Genomic DNA, 22,637 nt, shown 5'->3' on the forward strand with positions numbered 1-22,637 from the left:
AACTATCTACTTTTGTTTTTCTTCGCCATGTCTACAATGGCTTTTTCACAAAACGCTACCATTAGAGGTGTAATACTGGATGAAAACGATACTCCTATTTATGATGTAAATATCAAAGCAGGTGATTTAGGAACAGCAACAAACATAAACGGGTTTTACGAACTAAAAATACCAGCCAACCAAGACGTAACTATTGTTTTTACACATTTATCACATAAACCAATAACACAAACTTTTAACCTAAAAAGTGGTCAAGAACTGGAATTTAACCCAGTAATGAAAGTTGATGTAGAGCAAATAGGTGTTGTTGTAATTAACACAAACACAAGACAATCAGTAACTGGAGTAACCACAATAGCTCCCGAAATGATTAGAACCATAAAAGGTGCGCAACCAGGAGTTGAAAACATCTTAAAAACCTTACCAGGTGTAAATATTTCCAATGAATTGAGTACACAATATTCAGTAAGAGGTGGAAATTTTGATGAAAACTTGGTATATGTTAACGAAATTGAAGTGTATCGTCCGTTTTTAATTCGTTCAGGTCAACAAGAAGGATTGAGTTTTGTGAATACTGACTTGGTTCAAAATGTAGATTTTTCAGCTGGTGGTTTTCAAGCAAAGTATGGAGACAAACTATCTTCGGTATTAGATATTACGTATCGAAATCCAATAAAGTTTGGTTTAAGAGCAGACTTAAGCTTACTTGGAGGAAGTATTGCTGCTGAAACTGTGAGTAAAGACTCTAAGTTTTCAGGTATTGTAGGGTTGCGCTATAGAGACAATAGTCTTTTAATAAACTCTTTAGAAACCGAAACTAATGTAGTTCCTGTTTTTGCAGATGCTCAAACCTATTTAACGTATAAGTTTTCTGATAAATTTCATTTAAATTTCCTTGGAAACCTTTCACTTAACAAATACGATTTTAAACCTCAAAACAGACAAACCAACTTTGGTACTATAGATAATCCTGTAGCTTTATTGGTGTTTTATGAAGGTCAAGAAAAAGACCGTTACCAAACTGCTTTTGGAGCATTTAAAACTAATTATTTTGTAAATGATGACCTAACCTTAAAACTCATTACTTCTGCGTATCACACGACTGAAGAGGAATACTTTGATATTTTAGCACAATACAGACTAGGTGAAGTCAATAGCAATATTGGAGACGAAGACTTAGGTGAAGTGGAGTTTAGCGAAGGTATTGGCTCTCAACTTACGCATGCTAGAAATAACCTTGATGCTGTAATTGTAAATGTTGAGCACAAAGGAGACTATAAAATTGATGAAGAAAGCACACTTGAGTGGTCAACAAAATATACTCATGAAGATATTAGAGACCGTCTAGTAGAATGGGAAGTTATTGATAGTGCAGGTTTTTCAATAAACCCACCAAATATTGATGCGTTTAACGATCAACCTTACTCGCCTTACGAAGGACCACTTGTCGCATTCCAAAATGTAAGAGCAACCAATAAAGTACTTATTGATCGTTTACAAGCCTATTTACAATATAGCAAGCGTACAAAACTAGGAGAACACGACGTGTTTTATAACGCTGGAGTACGTGTGCACAACTGGAATGTTAGTGGTGACGCTATTGAAAGTAAAAGCCATACAGTATTTAGTCCAAGAGCTCAATTTGCCATAAAACCAAATTGGGAAAAAGACATGCTATTTAGGTTTGCTGCTGGTATGTACTACCAACCTCCTTTTTATAGAGAATTAAGAGACTCTTCTGGTGTAGTACAACCAGATGTAAAAGCACAAAAATCAGTTCATTTTGTATTAGGAAACGAATACAGTTTTGAACTTTGGGACAGACCGTTTAAACTTGTATCTGAAGCCTATTACAAAAATCTGTCTGATGTAAACCCATACACTTTAGAAAACGTTCGTATTCGTTATAGAGCAAAAAACAATGCTAAAGCCTATGCTTATGGTCTTGACTTAAGACTTAATGGTGAGTTTGTAAAAGGTACAGAAAGCTGGTTTAGTTTTAGCTACCTTAAAACCGAAGAAAACATTGAAGACAGAGGATATATTGCAAGACCAACAGATCAACGTTTAAAATTTGGAGTACTGTTTCAAGATTATGTACCAAGTATTCCTGATTTAAAAATGTACCTTAATTTGGTTTATAACACAGGTGTTCCAGGAGGTTCACCAAGTTATGCTGACCCATACGACTACCAAAACAGATTGAGAGACTACAAACGTGCCGATTTAGGTATAAGCTATGTGCTTGTTGACCAAAACAAAACCTATAATAGTAGTTGGAAACGTCATTTTAAAGAACTTACCATAGGTTTTGAAATCTTTAATATGTTTGACGTACAAAACTCAATTACCAATACTTGGGTAAGAGATGTGTATAGTAAGCGTCAATATGCTATTCCAAATTACTTAACACCAAGAGTATTTAATGTAAGGTTGTCTACTCGATTTTAGAGGAATATGATGCGGAAAATATTGTTTCCAATAATAGCATTAATACTTTTCTCTAGCTGCAAATCAGAAAGTAAAGAAAGAGAAAACACATTAGCAAGTAATAAAACTACTTCTAAAGCATCTAAGCTAACTGAACAATACAACCTATTTGTTGACCAATTTCCAATAATTGAAACTCCTATTAAAATAAAAGCTTGTGATGATGATTTTAGTGAGTTTATCCAATTAAACGACACAAACAACATTCTTGGTAGAGAAGAATTCAATTACATCTATGGAAAAATTAAAATTAATAAAGAGTATATTGCTGTAATAACACTAGAAGAAGCTGAGTGTTTTATGCCAATATTAACAACTTTCAAGAGTAATGGTGAAATAGTTAATTCAAAAGAATTGATGATTGGACGTTGTGGATCTGACCCATGTTTTGAATGTGAAGAATTAATGGAAATAGATAATGATTTAAATATTTATGTTGCTTTTAATTCTCGTTATTTTAATTGTGATGAAAATGGAAACGAAATAATAGGAACTGATAAAAAAGAAGTTATTTACAAAACAGGAAAAATCACAAAAGAAGGAATTATTAAGTTAACAAATGAAGTAAAAAAACAAAACCCTGATTAAACTATAACCAAGGTTTTTCTATTAGTACTAGGTAAAAATTTAATACCTTTAAATTTTAGTAAATTTAGCAGTCATATCGGTTGTAGATTTTTGACCTTCAATACTCATCGTCATATTGATTTTTGATAATGTAGGCATACCAGAATCTCTATCTATATCCATAGTTCCAGTAATATCACCAGAAGCAGTACCCGAAATACTACCAGAAATATCAACTAAAACATTATTACGATTGATAGCTTTCACTTTGTATATAAAGTTAAACGTCATTGCGTTATCGACCTTAGTTTTTGTCCAAGTATCACCAACAGCAACTTCCTCTTTAGGGTAAATTACACTACCTGATTGATCTGCAAAGTCTGCAGCACCTTCAATGTCACTAGGCTCAACTCTAGTTTCTAAAATATTACCTAAATTATCACCTTTAGTTATAATTGTTGCCGATAACATAGGTTCCAATCGAGTCTTCATCATTTGTCCTGTTTCATCTAATTCATCATGTTTTTTATTTGTATCATAAGATACAGCCAATTGATCTTGTCTCATATCCATTGCCATTCTAGTAATTTTCGCATTACTTTCATAGGTGTCACCAGTGACCTTAGTTATATCATACTGCATATCTATTTGCATATCATTGGTTATAATATCATCACCAATTACTTGCGACATGCTCATACTCATAGCATATTTTTGTCCTTCAACATAATTTAAACGAAGTAACACTTTTTCTTGCGCAGCACTTAGCATGCTTACACCTAACAAAAGCAGTATTAAAATTTTTTTCATCTTTATTGATTTGTGGTTAATTATTTGAAAGCTAATATAGATAAAATAAAAAGACTACTTACAGTAATGTCTTGTAACAACTTAATTGAAAAATAGTATCTTTAATCCAAGTAACTGACGGTTATACGAGACTGTTGTATGCAAGCTGAAAAAAATGAATTCTTTTGACTTAAATGATATTTTTAAAAAGAATGTAGGTGAATTTATACTTACATTTTCAGAAATTGAATTTGGTCTAGGTGTTATGATTTCATATTTAGAAAATGGAATTCAAGATACCCCTTTAAAACCTGATATAATTGGACTTAACTTGGATGATAAACGTAAGCGGATTAGAAACGGATTAAAGGAAAATTCAGAATTATCGAAGTTGTGGAGTAAAATTGAAGGCAAAATTTCGGATTGTAATGAATTTCGGAGATTAATTGCTCACGGAATTGTATCTAACCATTTACCTAATCCAAGTTTACAAGGTTTGATTAAGGTAAAAACGAGAAATGGTGTCAAAGGATTTAAATTTAAGGATATTACTAATGAAGAAGTAGAAAAAAAACTTAAAAAACTAATTGATATAAATTCAGGTAAAATCGGTCTTGGAGTTTTAAATTCTGAAATTAAAGAATGGAAAAAAATAAAAAGTCAGTGCTAACAATGTACAAATGAAATCAATGTAAATAATTATGAAAAAACAAGTTCTGATAATATTTTTACTTCTGATTTCAATGAAATCTTTTGCTTGCTCTTGCGAATGCAATTGGAATTGTCGATTTGGAGCAATCTCTGATAATCAAGAGTTTGTTGCACTAATCAAAGTAATTGAATATTCGGACTTTTTAGAAGAAGAAACCTACGGTTACGATGGAAAAATGCCTTATTCAATGACAGTTGAAGTGGTTAAAAAGTATAAAGGTTCTGAATCTCGAAAAAGATTTAAAGTTTGGGGAGATAACGGAATTCTATGTCGACCATATATTACAGAATTTGAAGTTGGAAAATATTATTTAATTGCACCATCCAAAATAGAAAATGATTTAGATGATGAACAAAATGGAGATTATGATTTTTTCTCTTGTTGGAACGATTATTTGAAAGTAGATTATGACAAAAAAATAGCTTATGGAGAATACTCTTGGTGGCGGAAAGAAATAACTCTTGAGAAGTTTGAACAGAAACTCGAAAAATAACTGTTTATGATATAGTTAACTACTTCTCAATCTTTCCTTAACCAACCCAATACGCTGGTTTCATCAATAATCCATTTTCCGTTCACTTGTTTTAAACCTAATTGGTCTCTAGATTGTTTTCCAACGTTTTGTTGTACAATTTCAACATAACTATCTTCTACTCTACTCACAATAGCTACATGTCCATAAGGGTTAAACATATTTCCTTTAAAGACAGCCAAATCATTAACTTTTGGTTTACTACTACTACCATTAGTGTATTGTAGTAAATTCCTATCTCTATTGATGCTGCCATCTGCTATTTCAGTATTAAAAAAATCGACAGCATGTCCATAACTATTAGGCATTTTATGGTTGAGATGTTCGTAGTAATAGCGTTTTACAAATTCAACACACTGCCATTTTAAACCAAGATTATAACCGTCTTTGGTTAAATGCCTACCAGAAGTATTCCCTATACTTTTATTGTAAATAACATACACTTCGTTAAATACATCTAGTGTATCACCAATGTTTTTAACCTTAAAGGTTTTAGGAGATTGAGCTGTTAGTTGTTGCAACTCTTGAGTAATCACAACGTCTTGCTTAGGTTCTTGTTTACAAGACACAAGCAATAAAGCAACAATAACTACTACAATTGGGTTAGTTTTCAACAAAATCTTTTAAAACCTCTATAACGTAGTCCACTTCGTCTTTAGTATTAAAACTACTAAACGAAAAACGTACCGAAGGTTTTTTTAGTTGTTCTTCATCTAGTATTTGAGACAACACATGAGAGCCTAAAGTACTTCCGCTTTGGCAAGCACTTCCTTTAGAACATGCAATTCCTTTTAAATCCAACTGAAAATGTAACATTGGTGCTTTTTCTGGTGCAATTGGCAAACATACATTAACCAGTGTGTATGTGCTGCTTTCAAAACACTTACTAGCTCCATTAAAGCTAGCTTGTGGCAAAACATCTTGCAGCTTAGTAATGAAATAATGCTTTAAATCTGATATATAAGCAGTTTCTTCTTCTAGAGTGTTGTAGCTTATATTAAGAGCTTCTTCCATACCTACAATATCGTGTATAGCTTCGGTACCTGCTCTAAAACCACGCTCTTGCTCTCCTCCAAATACTGATGCTTTTAAACCAGAGTTTTTTCTTATGTAAGCAAATCCTACACCTTTTGGACCATGAAATTTATGTGCACTAGCTGTAATAAAATCAACAGCTACATCTTGTAAATCTATTTTATAATGTCCAACAGATTGCACAGTATCACTATGAAACAGAGCTCCATTGGCTTTGCACAATTGCGCAACACGCTTTATGTCTAAAATATTTCCTATTTCGTTATTAACATGCATTAAAGACACTAAAGCTTTTTCAGTAGATGTTAATACCGTTTCTAGATGTTCAATATCAATGCTACCATCGTCTAACAATGACACAAAATGAAGCGAAACGTTATACTCATTACTCAATGCTTCTAATGTATGTAGTACCGCATGATGCTCTATTTTGGACGTTATAATATCGGTTACTCCTAAATCTCTTACAGCACTTCTAAGTATTAAATTATCGGCTTCAGTACCACCTGCAGTAAATACAATTTCTGATGCTAAAGCATTAAAATGTTTAGCAATTGATTTTCTTGAATTTTCAATTAAAGCTTTAGATGACCTACCAAAACTATGTGTAGATGAAGCATTTCCAAAATTGCTCATCATCACTTCCGTCATCTTATTCACAACCTCTGTACGCATAGGCGTGGTTGCAGCATTATCAAAATACACTTTCTTCATGCTGCAAAAATACTTCAAATAAAATTATTTGCATCTTACTGCGTTATAAGTTTATCAAATCTTTTATTTTTGTTTCCAAATCAAATACAATGCGAAAAATACTCTATATATTTTGTCTAAGTTTACTGTTAACAAGTTGCGATGATGGTGATATTCTTGAAATTGAATTAGACTTTGAAGATGACCTTACGTTGTGTGATCAATTTGAAGATGAATACAGCTTATATAAGATTAAAGCAGACCCTTATGAATCGTTGAGCATTGTTTTTCCTTCCAATACTAATAATGATCAAATTTTCAATCCTCCAACTGATGAAATTCCTTTTGAAGGTACTATAACTGGAAGTGTTAGGTTTATTTACAGAACTTATGATGGAAATCCAGAAAATCTTTTCTGTACTCTTGTTCCTGGTTCAGACGTTAATATTATTAGCGATAATGAAAGTGAATCAATAGATATAGATTTCACCTCTACTTTTGTGGATGATGATGATGATGGAATTCCTTCTGAATTTGAAGATTTAAATGGTAATGGTAATTATGATGACGATGACTTTGATGGAGATGGTATACCAAACTATATCGACCAAGATGATGATAATGACAATGTATTAACCATTAACGAAAATCATAATTTTAGTACTGAAGATGGCTTAGCTAATGCTGTAAACACTGATAACGACACGTACGACCACGATAACGATCCTACAACTCCTGAAATACCTTTACCTAACTATTTAGATAATGACGATGATGGTGATGGTGTGTTAACGCGTTATGAGGATGAAGATATGGACAAAAACCCAACTAACGATTTTGCTACAGATTCAACTATTGCAAGGTATTTAGACGCAGATGCTGCTGATACTTTTGTGGTTGATGAGTTTATAGACAATACATACACTAGAACAGTGACCACGAATTTTGAAATTAATGATCCTTTCAATTTAGGTGCTTTAAGTATGGATTATTACTTCTTTGGAACTTATGAAACTACAATTACGTTTCCTGAAGAAGACTAATTCACGTTTTGGTAAATATAAACCTCAGTAGCTCCTAAACCGTATTTTTTGTAGTCTGCGTCGTAAAACTTGATGTTGTCATAGCGTCGAAACAATGTTTCTAACTCCATTTTTAGAACGCCTTCTCCTACGCCATGAATAAATACGATTTTTTGAATTCGCTTTTTTATTGCAAATTCTAGTTGCCGTTGAGCTGTATCTAACTGTAAAGTTAACTTTTCATGACTAGTCATTCTAGAATCATGATCAGTAAGCTTGTGTATGTGAAGATCAACTTCCATTGCAGGATTATTACGCTCTTTAGGCTTTATCTTAGGAAGTTTTCGTCTTTGTTGCTGCTCTTTTTCTTGAATAACAGCACTAGCACTTTGGGTTGAAAACAATTCAGATTGTATTGAAGCATCAGTTTTTATAAGTTCGCTTGCAGGAAATTCAAACACAAAACCATCAGGAGTTTCAATACTCACTTGTGCATCTGAAGTTTTTAAAACAACACCAGAAATGTCTTCATCTAACACTGAAACTTTATCGCCTTTTTTAAATTTCATTGTGCAGTATCATTATTAGAGTCGTTAGTGTCATCATTTTTATATTTACTAGGAATATTACGAGAAGTCCTGTAAATACCCATCATTAATAGTACAATTCCTGCCATTAGCAAATAAACACTTTGTCCATCACCTGCTTTGGCATAAATTGCAATAATTCCGCCAGATAAAATCAAAATAAAATTTATTGTTCTTGATAAACTCATGTGTTTGCCTATTAAAAATATGTTATCTATAAAGTAATAGATACAAAAGTAAAGCATTAAGCTAAATCGTTCAAATTTTCACTAAAAAACAAAGAAACCTTAGTTTCATTTTTAACTTTTTTTACATTTGTAAGAACTAAAACAGTACCATGTCGCAATACGAAGACTATATGTTACCTTGCTTAAACAAAAAGTTGTTTGGCTTTGAGTGTATGGGTTGTGGCATGCAACGATCGGTTGCTCTTATTCTTGAAGGCGACTTTATTGGTGCATTTTTTATGTATCCTGCTATTTATACACTTATACTCCTTTTTGGGATGCTAATAGTAAATGCGCTTAAGATTTATGAAATTTCTCAAAAAATTATTCTTACATTGGTAATCATTAACATCGTTATTATTGTAGGTAACTTTTTACTAAAAATAATCTAATCAAAACTTAAAATTATGGAACAACAAAAACTCAACCCAACTATTGTTTATGTATTAGCAATTTTAGGATTACTATGCTGCTGCTTTGGAGGTTTAGGATTTATCCTTGCTGGTATTGCTTTTTTTATTGCACAAAGTAAATTAAAGCAAGCGCAAGCAAACCCTGAAAATTATGACCAACAAAGTGTAAAAGCAATGAATACTGCAAAAATTGTAGCAATGGTAATGCTAATAATAAACATAGCATATTTAATTTTTACTATATACCGAATTTCAACAGTTGGTTGGGATGAGATGATGGAACAGTCCAGAGAAATGATGGAACAGTACCAACAACAAAATCAATAAATGAGAAAAGCGACCAAATGGTCGCTTTTTTTATTACATTTGAACACTAACTAAACAAAAAATTATTACATGGAACAAAAACCTACAAGACCTAATAGTTACTTAGCCTTAGCTATAATAAGTACCATTTTATGCTGTTTACCTTCTGGTATTGTGAGCATTATTTACGCTACAAAAGTTAATTCATTATATGAAGATGGAAAGTATGATGAAGCAGTACGTGCCTCTAAGAATGCAAAAACTTGGGGAATTGTTTCTGTGGTTATTGCACTTGTAGGATGGCTACTTTATATTTTAATCTTTGGAGTTGCAATGCTTGGAGCAATTGCTAATGGTGGTTACTAAGTCAAAAAAAATAGTAATATATACAAGTATAGTGATAGTGTTTTTAGGAATGCTATCACTATATTTTTTTTGGAATCCGTCTAACCACGCTTTTTTTCCTAAATGTCCTTTTTATGCTTTTACAGGCATTTTCTGTCCTGGTTGTGGTAGTCAAAGAGCAATACACAAGTTAATTAATGGTGAAATTGTTGAAGGTATAAGACACAACTATCTAATACTTCTTCTATTTATAGTTTTAGGGTATCAGTCTATCTTATTTTTGCTTAACAAGTTCACCTCAACGACCTATAAAAACCTGACTCATAAACCAATTACTACAAAAGTAATTTTAGTAATTGTTATTCTGTTTTGGATACTTAGAAATATTAGTGTTGTTCCGTTTACCGAGTTAGCACCTTAACAAAAAAAAGCAACCAAATGGTCGCTTTTTTTCTTATAAATTATTGTCAGCTTTTTAAAACAAGGAAGCTCCAACTACTGCTCCTATTAAAATTAAAGCGTATAAAGAAATAACTACAATAGTAAAAATCCCGATAAACTTATAGTGAGATTTTAGATTTGCAAACGCCTTTTTAAAATCTTGATTATTGCTTAGTCTTAACGCACTTTTCATGTTTTTAGAAAACCTAAATAAGTACAACACAGGAAACAAATAAACAAGCGCTAAAACAACATATACAAACGCTACACCTACAGCGTATCCTGCTCCATACGCTCCATCAAATCCACTGTTTGCAATGCCTCCTGAAATGGCCATAATCAATGCTCCAATAAGCATAAAACCTATTCCTACAAATCCTAATATTGATAAAATATAAGACCATTTAGATGTTTCTTTTAAATAATCAATAATCGCTTGATTAACGTCTAGTTCAAAGCTTTTAAAAGCTGATTGTTGTTCCATAAATTTAGTTTTCAAATTGTTTTAATGTCTTTGTTATAATTGACACACAGTCTAACAGTTGCTCCTTATTCATTACTAAAGGTGGTGCAAATCTAATAATATTACCATGTGTTGGTTTAGCTAAAAGACCATTATCTCTTAATGCCAAACAAATGTTCCAAGCTGTATCGCTATCTTCATCATCATTTATAACAATAGCATTTAGCAATCCTTTTCCTCTAACTAAATTAACGGTAGAACTTGTTGCAATGTATTTATTCATTTCCTCACGGAATAATTGTCCTAATGTTTCAGCATTTTCAGCTAGCTGCTCGTCTTTAACCACTTCTAAAGCAGCAATAGCAACAGCAGCAGCAACAGGATTACCACCAAAAGTACTTCCGTGGTTTCCTGGTTTAATCACATTCATAATGTTATCGTTTGCTAACACAGCCGAAACAGGATAAGCACCTCCAGATAATGCTTTACCAAGAATTAACACATCTGGTTTTACATTTTCATGGTCAACAGCTAACAACTTTCCTGTTCTAGCAATACCAGTTTGCACTTCGTCTGCAATAAAAAGTACACCATGGGCTTCACATAACGCCTTTGCTTTGGCTAAATACCCTTCACTTGGCACATAAACTCCTGCCTCTCCTTGTATTGGCTCAACCATAAAACCTGCTACGTTAGGATTGTTTTTTAAAGCAGTTTCTAAAGCTTCTAGATTATCGTATTCAATTTTTATAAACCCTTTAGTGTAAGGTCCAAAGTTTTTACGTGCTACAGGATCGTTACTAAACGAGATAATTGTAGTTGTTCTTCCATGGAAATTGTTTTCGCAAACAATAATTTCAGCATCGTTTTCAGAAATACCTTTTACTTCATAAGCCCATTTTCTACAAAGCTTTAAAGCCGTTTCAACAGCTTCAGCTCCTGTATTCATTGGTAATAATTTATCAAACCCAAACATTTCAGTTGCAAACTGCTCATACTTTCCTAGCATATCGTTATAAAATGCTCTAGAAGTTAAGGTTAATGTTTTTGCTTGCGATACCATAGCATCTACAATTTTTGGGTGACAATGTCCTTGGTTAACTGCTGAGTAAGCCGATAAAAAATCATAATATTGCTTCCCTTCTACATCCCAAACATGGACACCTTCTCCTCTACTCAACACTACAGGTAACGGATGGTAATTGTGTGCACCATACTTGTTTTCTAAATCTATCGCTTGTTGCGATGTTAATTGGTCTAAAACAGCCATTTTAAAAAAATTTTAATTGTGAAAAAATAACCATTCCTGCTCTACCTTTATTCTTTCATAAGCGTTGCGCAACCATTTTTGAAGTTATGGTGACGCTTAGAAAAAGCAGCGTGGGAGAGAAATCATCCCTAGAGGATGTAAATTTAGTAATTTCTGCACGATTTATAAATAATCACTATCAATTTTAAGTGTAGAATTTTATAAAATGCCACTATCTTTGCAATCAAAATTTTAAGCACATGGCAAGACGAGAACGCAATAAGTTTGTAAAACGTGGCGAAACGATAGACATCTTAATAGAAGATTATGCCTTTGGTGGTAAAGGTATAGGACGTATTAGAAATGAACATGGTGAGTTTGTTGTTTTTGTGCCTAATACTTTACCTGGTCAGTTAGTTAAAGCTCAGGTTAAAAAATCGAGTAAAAAATATGCCGAGTGTAAGTTGCTTGATGTTTTAAAACCTTCTGAAGATGAAGTAGAAACTCCTTATCAAGATATTCCTGGTGCACCTTATATTCAGCTTCCAATAGACAAACAGCACGACTATAAAACGCAAAGTACATTAGAACTTTTTAAGCGTATTGGAAAAGTAAAAGATATTGAAAGCAAGTTTGATGAGTTTGTAAGTTCACCTAATACATTTCATTATCGTAATAAAATGGAATATGGCTTTTCAGCTATTGGTTATAATCGTGAAGCTAAAACTGACGTAGACGAGTTTACACTTGGGTTTAAACGTCGTGGTCTTTGGTGGTGTGGTGATAACTTAAATAGCGATTCTGGTTTATTCGATGCGCAGTTAGAAAACCACCTTAAAGACATTAGAGCATATTGCGAAAACACAGGATTAGCACCATGGCATGCTCCTAAAAAAGAAGGGTTTTTCCGCTTTTTCGTGGTAAGAAAATCCTATAAAACCAATAAGCTGCTATTCAATTTAGTGACTACTTCTTATGATTTAGACCAATTTGATTTAGATGCATTTGCTAACTATTTAGTAGAATTGTTTGGAGATAGAGTTGCTGGTTTATTACATACCATTAATGACGAAATTGGAGATAGAACCATTGCTACCACTGGAAGCATAAGCTTAGTTTATGGTGAAGACAAAATAGTTGAAGAACTACTAGGTCTTAATTTTGAAATTAGCATGAAAAGCTTCTTTCAAACCAACCCAAAATGTGCAGAAAAACTATACTCTAAAGTAGCTGATTATGCTTTAGAAAATAAAGACGCTATAGACAATACCGTTGTTTTAGATTTATTTTGTGGTACAGGAACCATAGGACAAATAGTTGCTAGCAAATCCAACAATGCTAAAATTGTTGGTGTAGATATTGTAGCTTCAGCCATTGCAGATGCTAAAGAAAATGCCAAACGAAACAACATTAAAGGCTTAGAATTTTATGCTGCTGATGTTGGTAAATTCTTAACCGAGCATCCTGAGTTTAAAAACAAAATAAGAACCATTATCTTAGATCCTGCTAGAGCTGGTATTGCGCCAAAAACTTTAAATAAAATAATAAACCTAGGCGCAGAACGTTTGGTTTATGTATCTTGCAATCCAGCCACACAAGCTAGAGATACTGAGCAATTAATGCAGTCAGGATATGAAATAAAAAAGCTTAGTCTTGTGGATCAGTTTCCACATACAGCACATATTGAGACTGTGGTTTTATTTGAAAAGTAAGCTATTACAAAAAATCTTGTGTAGACTATCACTGAAAAAAGAAAAATTATAATGATAAAAAAAATTAGCGTCTTAGTCTTTTTAATTGCTGTCCTATTTTTAGGCTGCGAAAGAGATGACATTTGTTCTGAAGCAACAGCAACTACGCCACATTTAATCATACGTTTTTATGACGTTAATGATACTGATGAACCAAAAACTGTAAGACAACTTACTGTTACTGGTCAAGGTGTCGAAGATGAAATTGTTTCCAGCACAACTACTGACTCTATACTCTTACCGCTAAGGTTTCAAAACGAAGGTGAAACCATATCTACTTTCTTTGAATTAAAAAAAGACACCGACTACGACACTAATGGTAACGATAGTAACGCTTCAAATACCGATGTTATTGAAGTAAGCTACACACCAGAATTTATATACGTATCAAGAGCTTGTGGTTATAAAAGTATATTTGCAGGTACTGAAATTGACGTCATTGAAGCCGATGACGATGACGTATGGATTATAAACGCATTAACCGTAAACACTACAATTGAAGATGAAAAAGCAGCACACATCAATATCTATCATTAGTCTGGTATTTTTGATGTTATGCTCCATAACATCATTTTCGCAAAATACAAGTGAACAAGAAGACAGCGAAACATCTAATGACACTCTTGTTTTTAAACAAAAATATGGATTGAGACTAGGTATAGACCTTAGCAAACCTGTGCGTTCTTTTTTAGATGACGATTATACTGGGTTTGAAATAAATGCCGATTACAGACTTACCAAAAGACTTTATCTAGCAGGAGAATTAGGTACTGAAGAAAACAACTTAGTTACTGATTACCTCGATGTCACTTCAAAAGGAAGCTACTTTAAAGCTGGAGTTGATTACAACATGTACCTAAACTGGTTAGACATGGAAAATATGATATATGGTGGACTTAGAGCTGGAGTAAGCACCTTTAGTCAAACATTAAACAATTACACCATTTACAATCCTGACCAATACTGGAATGAGCCTTTTTCTCCTTCAGATACTAAAGAGTTTGATGGTTTGTCAGCTATTTGGGCTGAACTTATTATTGGTATTAAAGCCGAGACTTTAAACAATTTATATGTTGGATTAAACCTTCAACTAAAAGGGTTAGTAAGCGAAAATGCACCTAGCGATTTTGAAAATCTTTACATTCCTGGATTTAACCGAACCTATGACAGCGGACGTTTTGGAATAGGATTTGGATACAATATTTCTTACCTAATACCTATCTACAAAAAAGATAAAAAAGTCGCTAAAGAAGACTAAAAAATTGTGTATCTTTTCAATGAAAATGATCACAATTTATGGACAAGGAAAGCATTGCTGAACTTTTAGAATCGAAGCATCAGATTTTAATTGATGTGTTAAGTTCTCAAGATGATGAAAAATGGCAGCAAGGTCCTGAAGGAAAATGGACTTCTGGCCAGCAAGCATTACATTTACTTCAAAGCATAAAACCACTTAACGATGCATTAAGTCTTCCTAAGTTTATTATTAAATATCGGTTTGGAAAAGCCAATAGAACTGTGAGAGATTATACAACTGTTGTAAATAGATACCAAGAACGATTACAAGAGTCTAAAGGTATAGTTTATGGTCCATCAAAAAATATGAAAGTTCCTTTACTAAAAGACAAAAACTACATTTTAAACCGCTTACAGGTTGAAAACAAAAAACTACAATACAAAACTCGAAAGTTATCTGACAAACATTTAGACACACTTATTTTACCTCATCCTTTAATGGGAAAAATGCCTTTACGAGAAATAATAATGTGGACTGCTTATCATGTAGAGCACCACACAAAACAGTTACAAGAAAACTATTAATCAATTAACTATATACTTATGAAAAAAACACTTCTATTTATCGCATTTTTAACACTTTCACTTAATGCCAATGCACAATACGTTAACGTTTGGAAAGATGGTAAACTCACCTTTGAAACAAAACAAAAAATTGATACTGAAGGAGATGAAGATGAAACCGATTATGATGGAGAAAATGATGTTTTAGGCATAAATATGCAAATTGTTACTATTAACCAAAACGTTGATAAAAATTCAAACACTCTTAAACTTGTGAGCAGAGAAGGTTGTAAAAATATGTATATGGATATTATTGAAGATGGTCGTCCTTTTTTACCTAACTATATGAGCCACTACACAGTTTGTCGTGATGGTGAAGATTATGTTTTAAATGCTGTAATTTATAGAGAGGACAATAAAAAAGCATATGATATAAACCTATATTGCTATGATATTAGTGTAAAACAAGGTGTTAAAATTCTGGAGTCCTTCAAGTTTTTAGACTAGTCCATATATTTAGCTTTCTTACTGCCTTCATACATTTCGTATTTTACTAAACGAGATTCTAATTTAGCATTAAACAGTTTTATTTTTCGTGAAGGTCGTAAGCCTACAAACTTTAACGCATCTAAATTAGAGGTAATAAACCAAGCATGAGTTCCTGGGTAACCTTGTTTTAGGGTATCACCAATATTGGTATAAAACTTCTCCATGTCAATATCTAAACGCTCTCCATAAGGTGGATTAAAAACCATGTGCAACTTTTTATCTCCTGCTTTTTGGGTCTTAAAAAAGTCTTCATGCTGAATGCTTATGAACTCATCTAGATGTGCATTTTTTATATTGTCTTTTGCTTTTTTAACAGCACTTGGTGACTTGTCGTAACCTATGATTTTATGATGAAAATCTCTGGTCTTTTTCAATAAAGACTCTTCAATGGTTTCAAATAAATCCACGTCCCAATCCTGCCATCTTTCAAAAGCAAATTCTTTTCGCATTAAATTAGGCGGAATATTACAAGCTATCATTGCTGCTTCGGCTAAAATGGTTCCACTACCACACATTGGGTCCATAAAATCACTCTGTCCATCCCAACCAGATAACATAATTAATCCTGCAGCTAGCACTTCGTTTATTGGTGCAATGTTGGTAGCTGTTTTATAGCCTCTTCTGTGTAACGATTCTCCTGATGTATCTAACGAAATGGTACATTGTTGCCTATCGATATGGACATTTATTTTTAAATCAGGAAAACGCAAATCTACATTAGGTCGCTCTTGAGTAGTATCTCTAAATTTATCTACAATAGCATCTTTTGTTTTTAATGCAATGTATTTTGAATGTGTAAACACATTAGAATGTACTGTAGCATCAATTGCCAAAGAACCTGTAGGTTTCATGTAGTTTTCCCAAGGCATTTTGTACACCTTATCATATAAATCTTGTTCAGTTACAACTCTAAACGTTTTTATGGGTTTAAGAATTTTTATGGCTGTTCTTAATCCTAAATTGGCTTTGTACATAAATCCTTTATCACCAACAAAGCTTACATTTCGCACACCTTTTTTAATGTCTTGTGCTCCTAATTGCAATAGCTCCTTTTCTAGTAAATCCTCAAAGCCAAATAAGGTTTTGGCAACCATTTTAAAATTATTCTCCATACATAAATGCCTTATAGTACTTTCAAAATTCAAAAATACTTTATTTTTGCCAATGCTTATAAACTGTAAGACGATATTCTTAGAAAATTCCACTAGTTGATGAACAAATATTTATTTCCTGTATATGCAGTAATTTTGGGTGTTTTAATCGTATTGATTTACAAAAAGAAGAACCTACACTCTAAATTACTACTATCCTTTAGTGGTGCGTTTTTATTAGCTTTAACGCTTTTTGAATTACTCCCAGACGTTTATCATCACTTAGAAGCCAAAAAAACAGGCTTACTTATAATGACAGGTATTCTTATACAGGTTATTTTGGAGTTTTTCTCAAAAGGTGCTGAACATGGTCACGTTCATCATGAAGACACCAAGGAATTTCCATGGTTACTTTTTATAAGTTTATGTATTCATAGCTTTTTAGAAGGGTTCCCAATACATCAACATAACGATATTGTTTATGGTGTATTAGTACACAAAATACCAATAGCTATAGTAATTACAGGGTTTTTACTAGAATCAAGATGTAATAAATTACAAGTAGTTCTGTTTTTAATTTTGTTTACTGCAATGACGCCTTTAGGAACATTTATTTCTAATCATACAAGTATGCCAGCCAACTATGTAAATGCAATTAACGCTATTGTAATTGGTATATTTTTTCATATTTCTACAGTTATTCTTTTTGAAAGTGATGAAGGACATAAATTTAGCTTAACCAAACTAGTTGCCATATTACTAGGTATTGGAATGGCTTATGTAATTTAAAAGGTATGTTTAGTAAAGAAGAATCAAGACGACTGCGTCAAGACTTTTGGATAAGCTTTGGAAAATCATTTCCAAGAAAATGGACGCTATACGATACCAAAATAAAAGGCTTTAGCTTTAAATTTCATTTTGACACAAAAAAAGCACTCATAGCGCTAGACATTGAAGACGATTTAGAAAACCGAATTACCTACTGGGAAAAACTAGTATCACTAAAATCTATTTTAACTCAAGATTACTTACCTAACGTCATTTTTGAAGAAGAATATTTTCTAGAAAATGGTAAAGAGATATCAAGAATTTACCTTCCTTTAGAACAAAAGGTGTCTATTCACAATAAAAATACATGGCAAGATGTAATGGTGTTTTTCAATGAAAATATGAGCAAGTTTGAAGATTTCTTTGAAGATTACAAAGAGGTAATCAAGGATTAATTTATAGGTTTTTAACCATTCGGTAATCGTCCATCACAAAACCATTTCCTATATCCATTACCAATGCTTCAACGGTTTTAAACCCTAGTTTTTCATAAGCTTTAATAGAATTGACATTGTACTTATTCACTGTCAACTCAATGCTATTGCAATGTAACGTGTTAGCTCTACGTTCAACAAACTGCATTGCTGTTTTTCCTATTTTCTTTCCTCTGTAATTAGAAAGCACATAAATCTTACTTAAAAACAAAGCGTCTCGCTTTTTCTTAATGCAAATATATCCTACAGGCACAATTTCAAAAGTGATCAAATAATACTCAAAACCTTCTTTTACTTGCTGATGTATAGCTTTTTCTGATTGAAACTTATCTAGCATATATGCTACTTGTTCCGCTCCAATAATGGGTGTATAATGTTCGTTCCAGATGATAAAACCTAAATCGGCTATCTGTTTATAATCGTTGGGTGTTGCTAGTGTAATTTCTGTCATCTATTAAAAACTAAAGCACGTAAAAATAAATCATAAAAAAATGACAAATGGCGCCTCCAAGAACAAAAAGATGCCAAATCACATGGTTATAAGGAATACGTTCTACAGCATAAAACACAATACCTATGGTGTAAAACAATCCGCCAGCAAATAATAATAACACTCCATTGCTTCCTAGAGCGGTTGAAACATTAGAAAAATCGAACACAATTAACCAACCCATAACCAAATACAGTAAGGTTGAAAACACTTCAAACTTTCCTGTAAAGAATAGTTTTAGCACAACACCAAAAGCAGCAATTCCCCAAACAACCCAAAACAAAAGCCAACCAAGACTATCTGGTAATGCAATGAGCAATACAGGAGTATAAGTTCCTGCAATGAGCATGTAAATACTTATGTGATCTACTATCCTGAAATAATGCTTACGTTTTTCTCCTTTTACAGCATGATAAAAAGCTGAGGCACTAAACAAAACAATTATTGAAATGCCATAAACTATTACGCTAAATAAACTCCAAGGCAACTTCACTTGTAAGGCTGAGAGAATAAGTAAAACCAATCCTGCAATTCCCAACAAAGCACCAACTGCATGACTCCATGTGTTTAGACGTTCTTCAAAAGGTGTTTGTATTCTCATTCTTTATCAACAGTAGGTTTTGGGTTTAACCATTTATCGGTAAGATCATAAAAATCAATATCAACAGCAGGTTTTTGACGTACTAATAATCCATTTTGAAACGCACGTTCTAAAATATCTTCAATAAGATAATCCTCTTTCACATTCAAAGGGTCAAACTCTTTTTTAAGCGAAATATCAAACAGTTTTGCAGTGTTTTGAAACCAGAAAGCTCGCCAACCACTTCTAAGGTCTTTAATGAGCTCAAAAGTCGTTTTACCAGTTTGCCTATGAATTAGTTTTATGAGTATTTGCCCTTCGGTTCGAGTGAGTTTTTTTAATTCCGCTGAAAATTCTTCTTCAATATATCGCTGAATTATCTTTGCATACTGCCTACGTTCTCGTTTAGAATCTAGAGTTGCTAAACGTTCATTTAAAGTTTCTAATCGTTCAGCAGCTAATTTTGCATAAGGATAAACTTTTATAGTTTTTCGTTTTAAAATAAGATAGCGCTTTCGGTCTTCACTACTATCAAACTTCAACTTATTGAGCAGAATAACTTCATCTAAATCAATTGTAGTTCTTGGAACCGAATCACCTTCAATTATAATCCATTCAACCTCTGTTGTATCTTTCTCTACAACAGGTCGTAATTGGGCAAATGCCAAAAACGGAAACAAAATAAAGATGTAGGTTATTTTATGCATACACAGTATATAATCTAAAAGTATTCCAAACTTTTAGGTACTTAAAACGTACTGACCAAAATTAATAATTTACAACCTCTAAAACCTTAAAATCGTATTAATATTATTATTTTAGTCCAAAATAATTGAATATGGCAAAAAAGAGTATACTGAATAAAAAGTCAATGGACTTTTTAGAAAAATATTTAAACAATGCGTCTCCAACTGGTTATGAATGGGATGGACAAAAACTATGGATGGAGTACTTAAAACCGTATGTTGATGAGTTTATTACTGACACCTACGGAACTGCTGTTGGTGTTATAAACCCTGAAGCAGAATACAAAGTAGTTATTGAAGGACATGCTGATGAAATTTCGTGGTATGTAAACTATATTACTGACAACGGGTTAATCCATGTAATTAGAAATGGTGGTAGCGATCACCAAATAGCACCAAGTAAAATTGTAAACATCCATACCAAAAAAGGGATTGTAAAAGGTGTATTTGGTTGGCCTGCAATTCATACTAGGAACAAAGCAAAAGAGCAAGCTCCTACTTTAGAAAACATCACTATAGATGTTGGTGCAAAAGACAAAGAAGAAGTTGAAAAAATGGGTGTTCATGTAGGTTGCGTCATTACCTATCCTGATGAGTTTCATATATTAAACAAAGACAAGTTTGTATGTCGTGCGTTAGATAACAGAATGGGAGGTTTTATGATTGCTGAAGTTGCGCGTTTACTTCATGAAAACAAAAAGAAACTGCCTTTTGGACTTTACATAACAAACTCTGTACAAGAAGAAATAGGACTTCGTGGTGCTGAAATGATTACGCAAACCATTAAACCAAATGTAGCTATAGTTACCGATGTAACTCATGACACCACTACTCCAATGATTGACAAGAAAAAAGAAGGTCATCTAGAACTTGGTTTAGGTCCTGTTGTAGCTTATGCACCTGCTGTACAGCAAAAACTACGCGACTTAATTACTGATACTGCTGAAGAAAAGAAAATACCGTTTCAGCGTTCAGCCTTATCAAGAGCTACAGGAACTGACACAGATGCTTTTGCTTATAGTAATGGTGGTGTTGCTTCTGCATTAATTTCTTTACCTTTACGCTACATGCATACTACAGTAGAAATGGTACATAAAGACGATGTAGAGAATGTTATCAAGTTAATTTATGAGTCTTTATTAAAGATTAAAAACGGAGAAACATTTAGCTACTTTAAATAATCAATTCCCGCTTTTTGCGGGAATCTTTTTTTACACTATGGATGAATTAATCGACATTGTTGATGCCTCTGGTAACCCAACAGGAGAAACCGCTTTAAAATCTGTAATACATACCAAAGGGTTTTATCATAATACAGCGCATGTTTGGTTTTACACTAAAAATGGAGACATTCTACTAGCGCAACGAGCAGCTTCAAAAACAATTTGTCCGTTACTATGGGATGTTTCAGTTGCTGGTCATATCGATGCAGGAGAAACCATTACACAGGCAGCAGTTAGAGAAACCAAAGAAGAAATAGGTTTAGCTATTTTAGAACAAGACCTTAATAAGATTGGTGTGTTTGAATGTTTTCAAAGCTACGATAATGGTATTGTTGACAATGAATTTCATCATACTTTTATGACAGAATTAAAGGTAGACATTAATCAACTAACACCACAAAAAGATGAAGTTGAAGCTTTAAAACTAGTTAGCTTTTCTACATTTCAGTCCTTATTGAATAACAGTGAAACCAACAACCATTTTGTAGCTAGCAATAGAGCCTACTACACTACTATTTTTAATGCTATCCAAAAAAACTGTAGCAGGTTTTAATATTTTACTTAATTTTCAACTATGAATCTACTCCTCCTTGCGATAGCTCCTGTTATAATGATTATCCTTTATATTTATTTTAAAGATAAATATGAAAAAGAGCCCAAACGGTTAATCTTATATTGCTTTTTGTTTGGTGGTATTGGAAGTATAGCGATTACAACTTTTCTTTACCTTGTAACAGATAGTGTTATTCCAATACCTTTTAACACAAGTGTTTTTGACCAATTCATCAAAGCTTTTTTTATTGTTGGATTAGTTGAAGAGTTCAGCAAATATGTCATTGTACGCTATTTTGCTCAGCCTAAAAAAGACTTTAACGAGCCTTTTGATGGTATTGTATATGCTGTGGTAGTTTCAATGGGTTTTGCTGCTACCGAAAACATTATGTATGTATTTGAAGGTGGTTATAAAATTGCATTTTTAAGAGCCTTTACTGCAGTTCCTGCACATGCTACCTTTGGTGTATTAATGGGCTATTTTATGGGTAAAGCAAAGTTTTCTAATAACAGAATAAAACTAAATCTTATAGGTCTTGCGTTGGCAACCCTATTCCATGGTGCTTACGATTTCTTTTTGTTTATCGACTTTATTCCTGGTATTTGGGTAGGTGCTTTTGTCTCGCTAGCTGTTGGATTATTCCTAGCTAGAAAAGCCATAAAACGCCATCAAAACGATTCGCATTTTAAACTAGATTAATTATGCAAATACAGGTTTGGTG

30 protein-coding genes are annotated in these 22,637 nt (G+C 32.9%); 19 read left to right on the forward strand and 11 right to left on the reverse strand.

From position 1 onward, the window contains the following. Positions 1-27 precede the first annotated feature (27 nt). Both A8975_RS09265 and A8975_RS09270 read left to right on the forward strand, forming a co-directional pair. On the forward strand, positions 28-2,451 hold the full coding sequence (locus tag A8975_RS09265; RefSeq protein WP_134200470.1) for a carboxypeptidase-like regulatory domain-containing protein: 2,424 nt from the start codon (positions 28-30) through the stop codon (positions 2,449-2,451). A 6-nt stretch (positions 2,452-2,457) separates the two neighbouring features. Next, positions 2,458-3,078 carry a hypothetical protein gene (locus tag A8975_RS09270; RefSeq protein WP_134200024.1) on the forward strand — a complete coding sequence of 207 codons (621 nt, stop codon included), beginning with the start codon at positions 2,458-2,460 and terminating at the stop codon, positions 3,076-3,078. Between the two features lie 48 nt (positions 3,079-3,126). Here A8975_RS09270 and A8975_RS09275 read toward each other — a convergent pair whose 3' ends face one another. Further along, complete coding sequence (locus tag A8975_RS09275) at positions 3,127-3,867, reverse strand: DUF6263 family protein (RefSeq protein ID WP_134200026.1); 741 nt, start codon at positions 3,865-3,867, stop codon at positions 3,127-3,129. Between the two features lie 154 nt (positions 3,868-4,021). On the opposite strand from A8975_RS09275, the gene A8975_RS09280 reads away from it, so the two are divergent. Beyond that, entirely contained in the window at positions 4,022-4,516 is a 495-nt protein-coding gene (locus A8975_RS09280; protein ID WP_134200028.1) for a hypothetical protein, read from the forward strand. Positions 4,517-4,547: 31 nt separating this feature from the next. Continuing rightward, positions 4,548-5,051 carry a hypothetical protein gene (locus tag A8975_RS09285; RefSeq protein WP_134200030.1) on the forward strand — a complete coding sequence of 168 codons (504 nt, stop codon included), beginning with the start codon at positions 4,548-4,550 and terminating at the stop codon, positions 5,049-5,051. Between the two features lie 26 nt (positions 5,052-5,077). Here A8975_RS09285 and A8975_RS09290 read toward each other — a convergent pair whose 3' ends face one another. Together A8975_RS09290 and A8975_RS09295 are read right to left on the reverse strand one after the other, a co-directional pair. Next, positions 5,078-5,704, reverse strand: a complete 627-nt coding sequence (locus A8975_RS09290; protein ID WP_243832968.1) for a CHAP domain-containing protein — start codon at positions 5,702-5,704, stop codon at positions 5,078-5,080. Beyond that, a complete protein-coding gene (locus tag A8975_RS09295; RefSeq protein WP_134200032.1) occupies positions 5,694-6,839 on the reverse strand; it encodes a cysteine desulfurase family protein in 1,146 nt (381 codons plus the stop codon). Before A8975_RS09295 ends, A8975_RS09290 begins: the two co-directional genes overlap by 11 nt. An 89-nt stretch (positions 6,840-6,928) precedes the next feature. On the opposite strand from A8975_RS09295, the gene A8975_RS09300 reads away from it, so the two are divergent. Further along, positions 6,929-7,861, forward strand: a complete 933-nt coding sequence (locus tag A8975_RS09300; RefSeq protein WP_134200034.1) for a hypothetical protein — start codon at positions 6,929-6,931, stop codon at positions 7,859-7,861. On the opposite strand, the gene A8975_RS09305 is transcribed toward A8975_RS09300, so the two are convergent. Continuing rightward, complete coding sequence (locus A8975_RS09305; protein ID WP_134200036.1) at positions 7,858-8,409, reverse strand: Smr/MutS family protein; 552 nt, start codon at positions 8,407-8,409, stop codon at positions 7,858-7,860. The genes A8975_RS09300 and A8975_RS09305 overlap by 4 nt on opposite strands. Further along, positions 8,406-8,615 (reverse strand): hypothetical protein, encoded by a 210-nt coding sequence (locus A8975_RS09310; protein WP_129760747.1) that lies wholly within the window; start codon positions 8,613-8,615, stop codon positions 8,406-8,408. The genes A8975_RS09305 and A8975_RS09310 overlap by 4 nt, the downstream gene beginning before the upstream one ends. A gap of 149 nt (positions 8,616-8,764) precedes the next feature. Here A8975_RS09310 and A8975_RS09315 point away from each other — a divergent pair, with 149 nt between their 5' ends. From A8975_RS09315 to A8975_RS09330, 4 genes are all read left to right on the forward strand, one after another. Beyond that, positions 8,765-9,046 carry a DUF2752 domain-containing protein gene (locus A8975_RS09315; RefSeq protein ID WP_129760746.1) on the forward strand — a complete coding sequence of 94 codons (282 nt, stop codon included), beginning with the start codon at positions 8,765-8,767 and terminating at the stop codon, positions 9,044-9,046. A gap of 15 nt (positions 9,047-9,061) precedes the next feature. Then, positions 9,062-9,394 carry a CCC motif membrane protein gene (locus A8975_RS09320; RefSeq protein ID WP_129760745.1) on the forward strand — a complete coding sequence of 111 codons (333 nt, stop codon included), beginning with the start codon at positions 9,062-9,064 and terminating at the stop codon, positions 9,392-9,394. Between the two features lie 69 nt (positions 9,395-9,463). After that, positions 9,464-9,739: a CD225/dispanin family protein gene (locus A8975_RS09325; protein WP_129760744.1), complete on the forward strand. Its 276-nt coding sequence runs from the start codon at positions 9,464-9,466 to the stop codon at positions 9,737-9,739. A 49-nt stretch (positions 9,740-9,788) separates the two neighbouring features. Further along, positions 9,789-10,139, forward strand: a complete 351-nt coding sequence (locus A8975_RS09330; protein ID WP_166667464.1) for a DUF2752 domain-containing protein — start codon at positions 9,789-9,791, stop codon at positions 10,137-10,139. Between the two features lie 54 nt (positions 10,140-10,193). Here A8975_RS09330 and A8975_RS09335 read toward each other — a convergent pair whose 3' ends face one another. After that, positions 10,194-10,643, reverse strand: coding sequence for a DUF5362 family protein (locus A8975_RS09335; protein WP_134200040.1), 450 nt, complete (start codon positions 10,641-10,643; stop codon positions 10,194-10,196). 4 nt (positions 10,644-10,647) lie between these two features. Beyond that, positions 10,648-11,892 carry an ornithine--oxo-acid transaminase gene (gene rocD / locus A8975_RS09340; RefSeq protein ID WP_134200042.1) on the reverse strand — a complete coding sequence of 415 codons (1,245 nt, stop codon included), beginning with the start codon at positions 11,890-11,892 and terminating at the stop codon, positions 10,648-10,650. A 239-nt stretch (positions 11,893-12,131) separates the two neighbouring features. Between rocD and rlmD the strand changes: the two genes are divergently transcribed. Genes rlmD through A8975_RS09365 form a run of 5 tightly spaced genes read left to right on the forward strand, consistent with a single transcriptional unit; the run spans position 12,132 to position 15,929 of the window. Continuing rightward, positions 12,132-13,583 carry a 23S rRNA (uracil(1939)-C(5))-methyltransferase RlmD gene (rlmD, locus tag A8975_RS09345; protein ID WP_134200044.1) on the forward strand — a complete coding sequence of 484 codons (1,452 nt, stop codon included), beginning with the start codon at positions 12,132-12,134 and terminating at the stop codon, positions 13,581-13,583. A gap of 51 nt (positions 13,584-13,634) precedes the next feature. Continuing rightward, on the forward strand, positions 13,635-14,159 hold the full coding sequence (locus A8975_RS09350; protein ID WP_134200046.1) for a DUF6452 family protein: 525 nt from the start codon (positions 13,635-13,637) through the stop codon (positions 14,157-14,159). Beyond that, the gene (locus A8975_RS09355) at positions 14,125-14,880 is read left to right on the forward strand and encodes a DUF6048 family protein (RefSeq protein ID WP_166667465.1); all 756 of its coding nucleotides are present in this window, start codon (positions 14,125-14,127) and stop codon (positions 14,878-14,880) included. The genes A8975_RS09350 and A8975_RS09355 overlap by 35 nt, the downstream gene beginning before the upstream one ends. A 38-nt stretch (positions 14,881-14,918) precedes the next feature. After that, a complete protein-coding gene (locus A8975_RS09360) occupies positions 14,919-15,443 on the forward strand; it encodes a DinB family protein (protein ID WP_134200048.1) in 525 nt (174 codons plus the stop codon). Positions 15,444-15,461: 18 nt separating this feature from the next. Continuing rightward, positions 15,462-15,929: a hypothetical protein gene (locus A8975_RS09365; protein ID WP_129760737.1), complete on the forward strand. Its 468-nt coding sequence runs from the start codon at positions 15,462-15,464 to the stop codon at positions 15,927-15,929. Here the strand turns inward: A8975_RS09365 and A8975_RS09370 are convergent. Continuing rightward, positions 15,926-17,083: a class I SAM-dependent RNA methyltransferase gene (locus tag A8975_RS09370; RefSeq protein WP_129760736.1), complete on the reverse strand. Its 1,158-nt coding sequence runs from the start codon at positions 17,081-17,083 to the stop codon at positions 15,926-15,928. The two genes, A8975_RS09365 and A8975_RS09370, sit on opposite strands and share 4 nt — an antisense overlap. A gap of 99 nt (positions 17,084-17,182) precedes the next feature. Between A8975_RS09370 and A8975_RS09375 the strand changes: the two genes are divergently transcribed. Both A8975_RS09375 and A8975_RS09380 read left to right on the forward strand, forming a co-directional pair. Beyond that, the gene (locus tag A8975_RS09375) at positions 17,183-17,851 is read left to right on the forward strand and encodes a ZIP family metal transporter (protein WP_134200050.1); all 669 of its coding nucleotides are present in this window, start codon (positions 17,183-17,185) and stop codon (positions 17,849-17,851) included. A gap of 5 nt (positions 17,852-17,856) precedes the next feature. Then, complete coding sequence (locus tag A8975_RS09380) at positions 17,857-18,285, forward strand: DUF4268 domain-containing protein (protein WP_134200052.1); 429 nt, start codon at positions 17,857-17,859, stop codon at positions 18,283-18,285. A 1-nt stretch (position 18,286) separates the two neighbouring features. Here the strand turns inward: A8975_RS09380 and A8975_RS09385 are convergent, their stop codons facing one another. Genes A8975_RS09385 through A8975_RS09395 form a run of 3 tightly spaced genes read right to left on the reverse strand, consistent with a single transcriptional unit; the run spans position 18,287 to position 20,101 of the window. Further along, positions 18,287-18,775 (reverse strand): GNAT family N-acetyltransferase, encoded by a 489-nt coding sequence (locus tag A8975_RS09385; protein ID WP_134200054.1) that lies wholly within the window; start codon positions 18,773-18,775, stop codon positions 18,287-18,289. Positions 18,776-18,785: 10 nt separating this feature from the next. Further along, positions 18,786-19,415: a PAQR family membrane homeostasis protein TrhA gene (trhA, locus tag A8975_RS09390; protein ID WP_134200056.1), complete on the reverse strand. Its 630-nt coding sequence runs from the start codon at positions 19,413-19,415 to the stop codon at positions 18,786-18,788. Further along, a complete protein-coding gene (locus tag A8975_RS09395) occupies positions 19,412-20,101 on the reverse strand; it encodes a DUF4294 domain-containing protein (protein WP_131507351.1) in 690 nt (229 codons plus the stop codon). Before A8975_RS09395 ends, trhA begins: the two co-directional genes overlap by 4 nt. A 131-nt stretch (positions 20,102-20,232) precedes the next feature. Between A8975_RS09395 and A8975_RS09400 the strand changes: the two genes are divergently transcribed. The 3 genes from A8975_RS09400 to A8975_RS09410 are packed head-to-tail and all read left to right on the forward strand — an operon-like array spanning position 20,233 to position 22,615. Beyond that, positions 20,233-21,321, forward strand: a complete 1,089-nt coding sequence (locus A8975_RS09400; RefSeq protein ID WP_131507352.1) for a M42 family metallopeptidase — start codon at positions 20,233-20,235, stop codon at positions 21,319-21,321. A 37-nt stretch (positions 21,322-21,358) separates the two neighbouring features. Then, positions 21,359-21,916 carry an NUDIX hydrolase gene (locus A8975_RS09405; protein WP_134200058.1) on the forward strand — a complete coding sequence of 186 codons (558 nt, stop codon included), beginning with the start codon at positions 21,359-21,361 and terminating at the stop codon, positions 21,914-21,916. 21 nt (positions 21,917-21,937) lie between these two features. Beyond that, a complete protein-coding gene (locus A8975_RS09410; RefSeq protein WP_134200060.1) occupies positions 21,938-22,615 on the forward strand; it encodes a PrsW family intramembrane metalloprotease in 678 nt (225 codons plus the stop codon). Positions 22,616-22,637: the final 22 nt, after the last annotated feature.

Source organism: Meridianimaribacter flavus (assembly GCF_004366715.1).
GTDB classification, from domain to species: Bacteria; Bacteroidota; Bacteroidia; order Flavobacteriales; family Flavobacteriaceae; genus Gaetbulibacter_B; species Gaetbulibacter_B jejuensis.

Excerpts from the sequence above, each read along its gene's own strand:
- A8975_RS09395 (WP_131507351.1), bottom strand. The coding sequence starts at position 20,101 with ATGCATAAAATAACCTACATCTTTATTTTGTTTCCGTTTTTGGCATTT.
- A8975_RS09275 (WP_134200026.1), bottom strand. The coding sequence starts at position 3,867 with ATGAAAAAAATTTTAATACTGCTTTTGTTAGGTGTAAGCATGCTAAGT.
- A8975_RS09375 (WP_134200050.1), top strand. The coding sequence starts at position 17,183 with ATGAACAAATATTTATTTCCTGTATATGCAGTAATTTTGGGTGTTTTA.
- trhA (WP_134200056.1), bottom strand. The coding sequence starts at position 19,415 with ATGAGAATACAAACACCTTTTGAAGAACGTCTAAACACATGGAGTCAT.
- A8975_RS09370 (WP_129760736.1), bottom strand. The coding sequence starts at position 17,083 with ATGGAGAATAATTTTAAAATGGTTGCCAAAACCTTATTTGGCTTTGAG.
- A8975_RS09330 (WP_166667464.1), top strand. The coding sequence starts at position 9,789 with ATGCTATCACTATATTTTTTTTGGAATCCGTCTAACCACGCTTTTTTT.
- A8975_RS09405 (WP_134200058.1), top strand. The coding sequence starts at position 21,359 with ATGGATGAATTAATCGACATTGTTGATGCCTCTGGTAACCCAACAGGA.
- A8975_RS09315 (WP_129760746.1), top strand. The coding sequence starts at position 8,765 with ATGTCGCAATACGAAGACTATATGTTACCTTGCTTAAACAAAAAGTTG.
- A8975_RS09350 (WP_134200046.1), top strand. The coding sequence starts at position 13,635 with ATGATAAAAAAAATTAGCGTCTTAGTCTTTTTAATTGCTGTCCTATTT.
- rocD (WP_134200042.1), bottom strand. The coding sequence starts at position 11,892 with ATGGCTGTTTTAGACCAATTAACATCGCAACAAGCGATAGATTTAGAA.
- A8975_RS09335 (WP_134200040.1), bottom strand. The coding sequence starts at position 10,643 with ATGGAACAACAATCAGCTTTTAAAAGCTTTGAACTAGACGTTAATCAA.
- A8975_RS09295 (WP_134200032.1), bottom strand. The coding sequence starts at position 6,839 with ATGAAGAAAGTGTATTTTGATAATGCTGCAACCACGCCTATGCGTACA.
- A8975_RS09300 (WP_134200034.1), top strand. The coding sequence starts at position 6,929 with ATGCGAAAAATACTCTATATATTTTGTCTAAGTTTACTGTTAACAAGT.
- A8975_RS09305 (WP_134200036.1), bottom strand. The coding sequence starts at position 8,409 with ATGAAATTTAAAAAAGGCGATAAAGTTTCAGTGTTAGATGAAGACATT.
- A8975_RS09280 (WP_134200028.1), top strand. The coding sequence starts at position 4,022 with ATGAATTCTTTTGACTTAAATGATATTTTTAAAAAGAATGTAGGTGAA.
- A8975_RS09265 (WP_134200470.1), top strand. The coding sequence starts at position 28 with ATGTCTACAATGGCTTTTTCACAAAACGCTACCATTAGAGGTGTAATA.
- A8975_RS09325 (WP_129760744.1), top strand. The coding sequence starts at position 9,464 with ATGGAACAAAAACCTACAAGACCTAATAGTTACTTAGCCTTAGCTATA.
- A8975_RS09320 (WP_129760745.1), top strand. The coding sequence starts at position 9,062 with ATGGAACAACAAAAACTCAACCCAACTATTGTTTATGTATTAGCAATT.
- A8975_RS09360 (WP_134200048.1), top strand. The coding sequence starts at position 14,919 with ATGGACAAGGAAAGCATTGCTGAACTTTTAGAATCGAAGCATCAGATT.
- A8975_RS09285 (WP_134200030.1), top strand. The coding sequence starts at position 4,548 with ATGAAAAAACAAGTTCTGATAATATTTTTACTTCTGATTTCAATGAAA.
- A8975_RS09380 (WP_134200052.1), top strand. The coding sequence starts at position 17,857 with ATGTTTAGTAAAGAAGAATCAAGACGACTGCGTCAAGACTTTTGGATA.
- A8975_RS09310 (WP_129760747.1), bottom strand. The coding sequence starts at position 8,615 with ATGAGTTTATCAAGAACAATAAATTTTATTTTGATTTTATCTGGCGGA.
- A8975_RS09270 (WP_134200024.1), top strand. The coding sequence starts at position 2,458 with ATGATGCGGAAAATATTGTTTCCAATAATAGCATTAATACTTTTCTCT.
- rlmD (WP_134200044.1), top strand. The coding sequence starts at position 12,132 with ATGGCAAGACGAGAACGCAATAAGTTTGTAAAACGTGGCGAAACGATA.
- A8975_RS09365 (WP_129760737.1), top strand. The coding sequence starts at position 15,462 with ATGAAAAAAACACTTCTATTTATCGCATTTTTAACACTTTCACTTAAT.
- A8975_RS09410 (WP_134200060.1), top strand. The coding sequence starts at position 21,938 with ATGAATCTACTCCTCCTTGCGATAGCTCCTGTTATAATGATTATCCTT.
- A8975_RS09400 (WP_131507352.1), top strand. The coding sequence starts at position 20,233 with ATGGCAAAAAAGAGTATACTGAATAAAAAGTCAATGGACTTTTTAGAA.
- A8975_RS09355 (WP_166667465.1), top strand. The coding sequence starts at position 14,125 with ATGAAAAAGCAGCACACATCAATATCTATCATTAGTCTGGTATTTTTG.
- A8975_RS09385 (WP_134200054.1), bottom strand. The coding sequence starts at position 18,775 with ATGACAGAAATTACACTAGCAACACCCAACGATTATAAACAGATAGCC.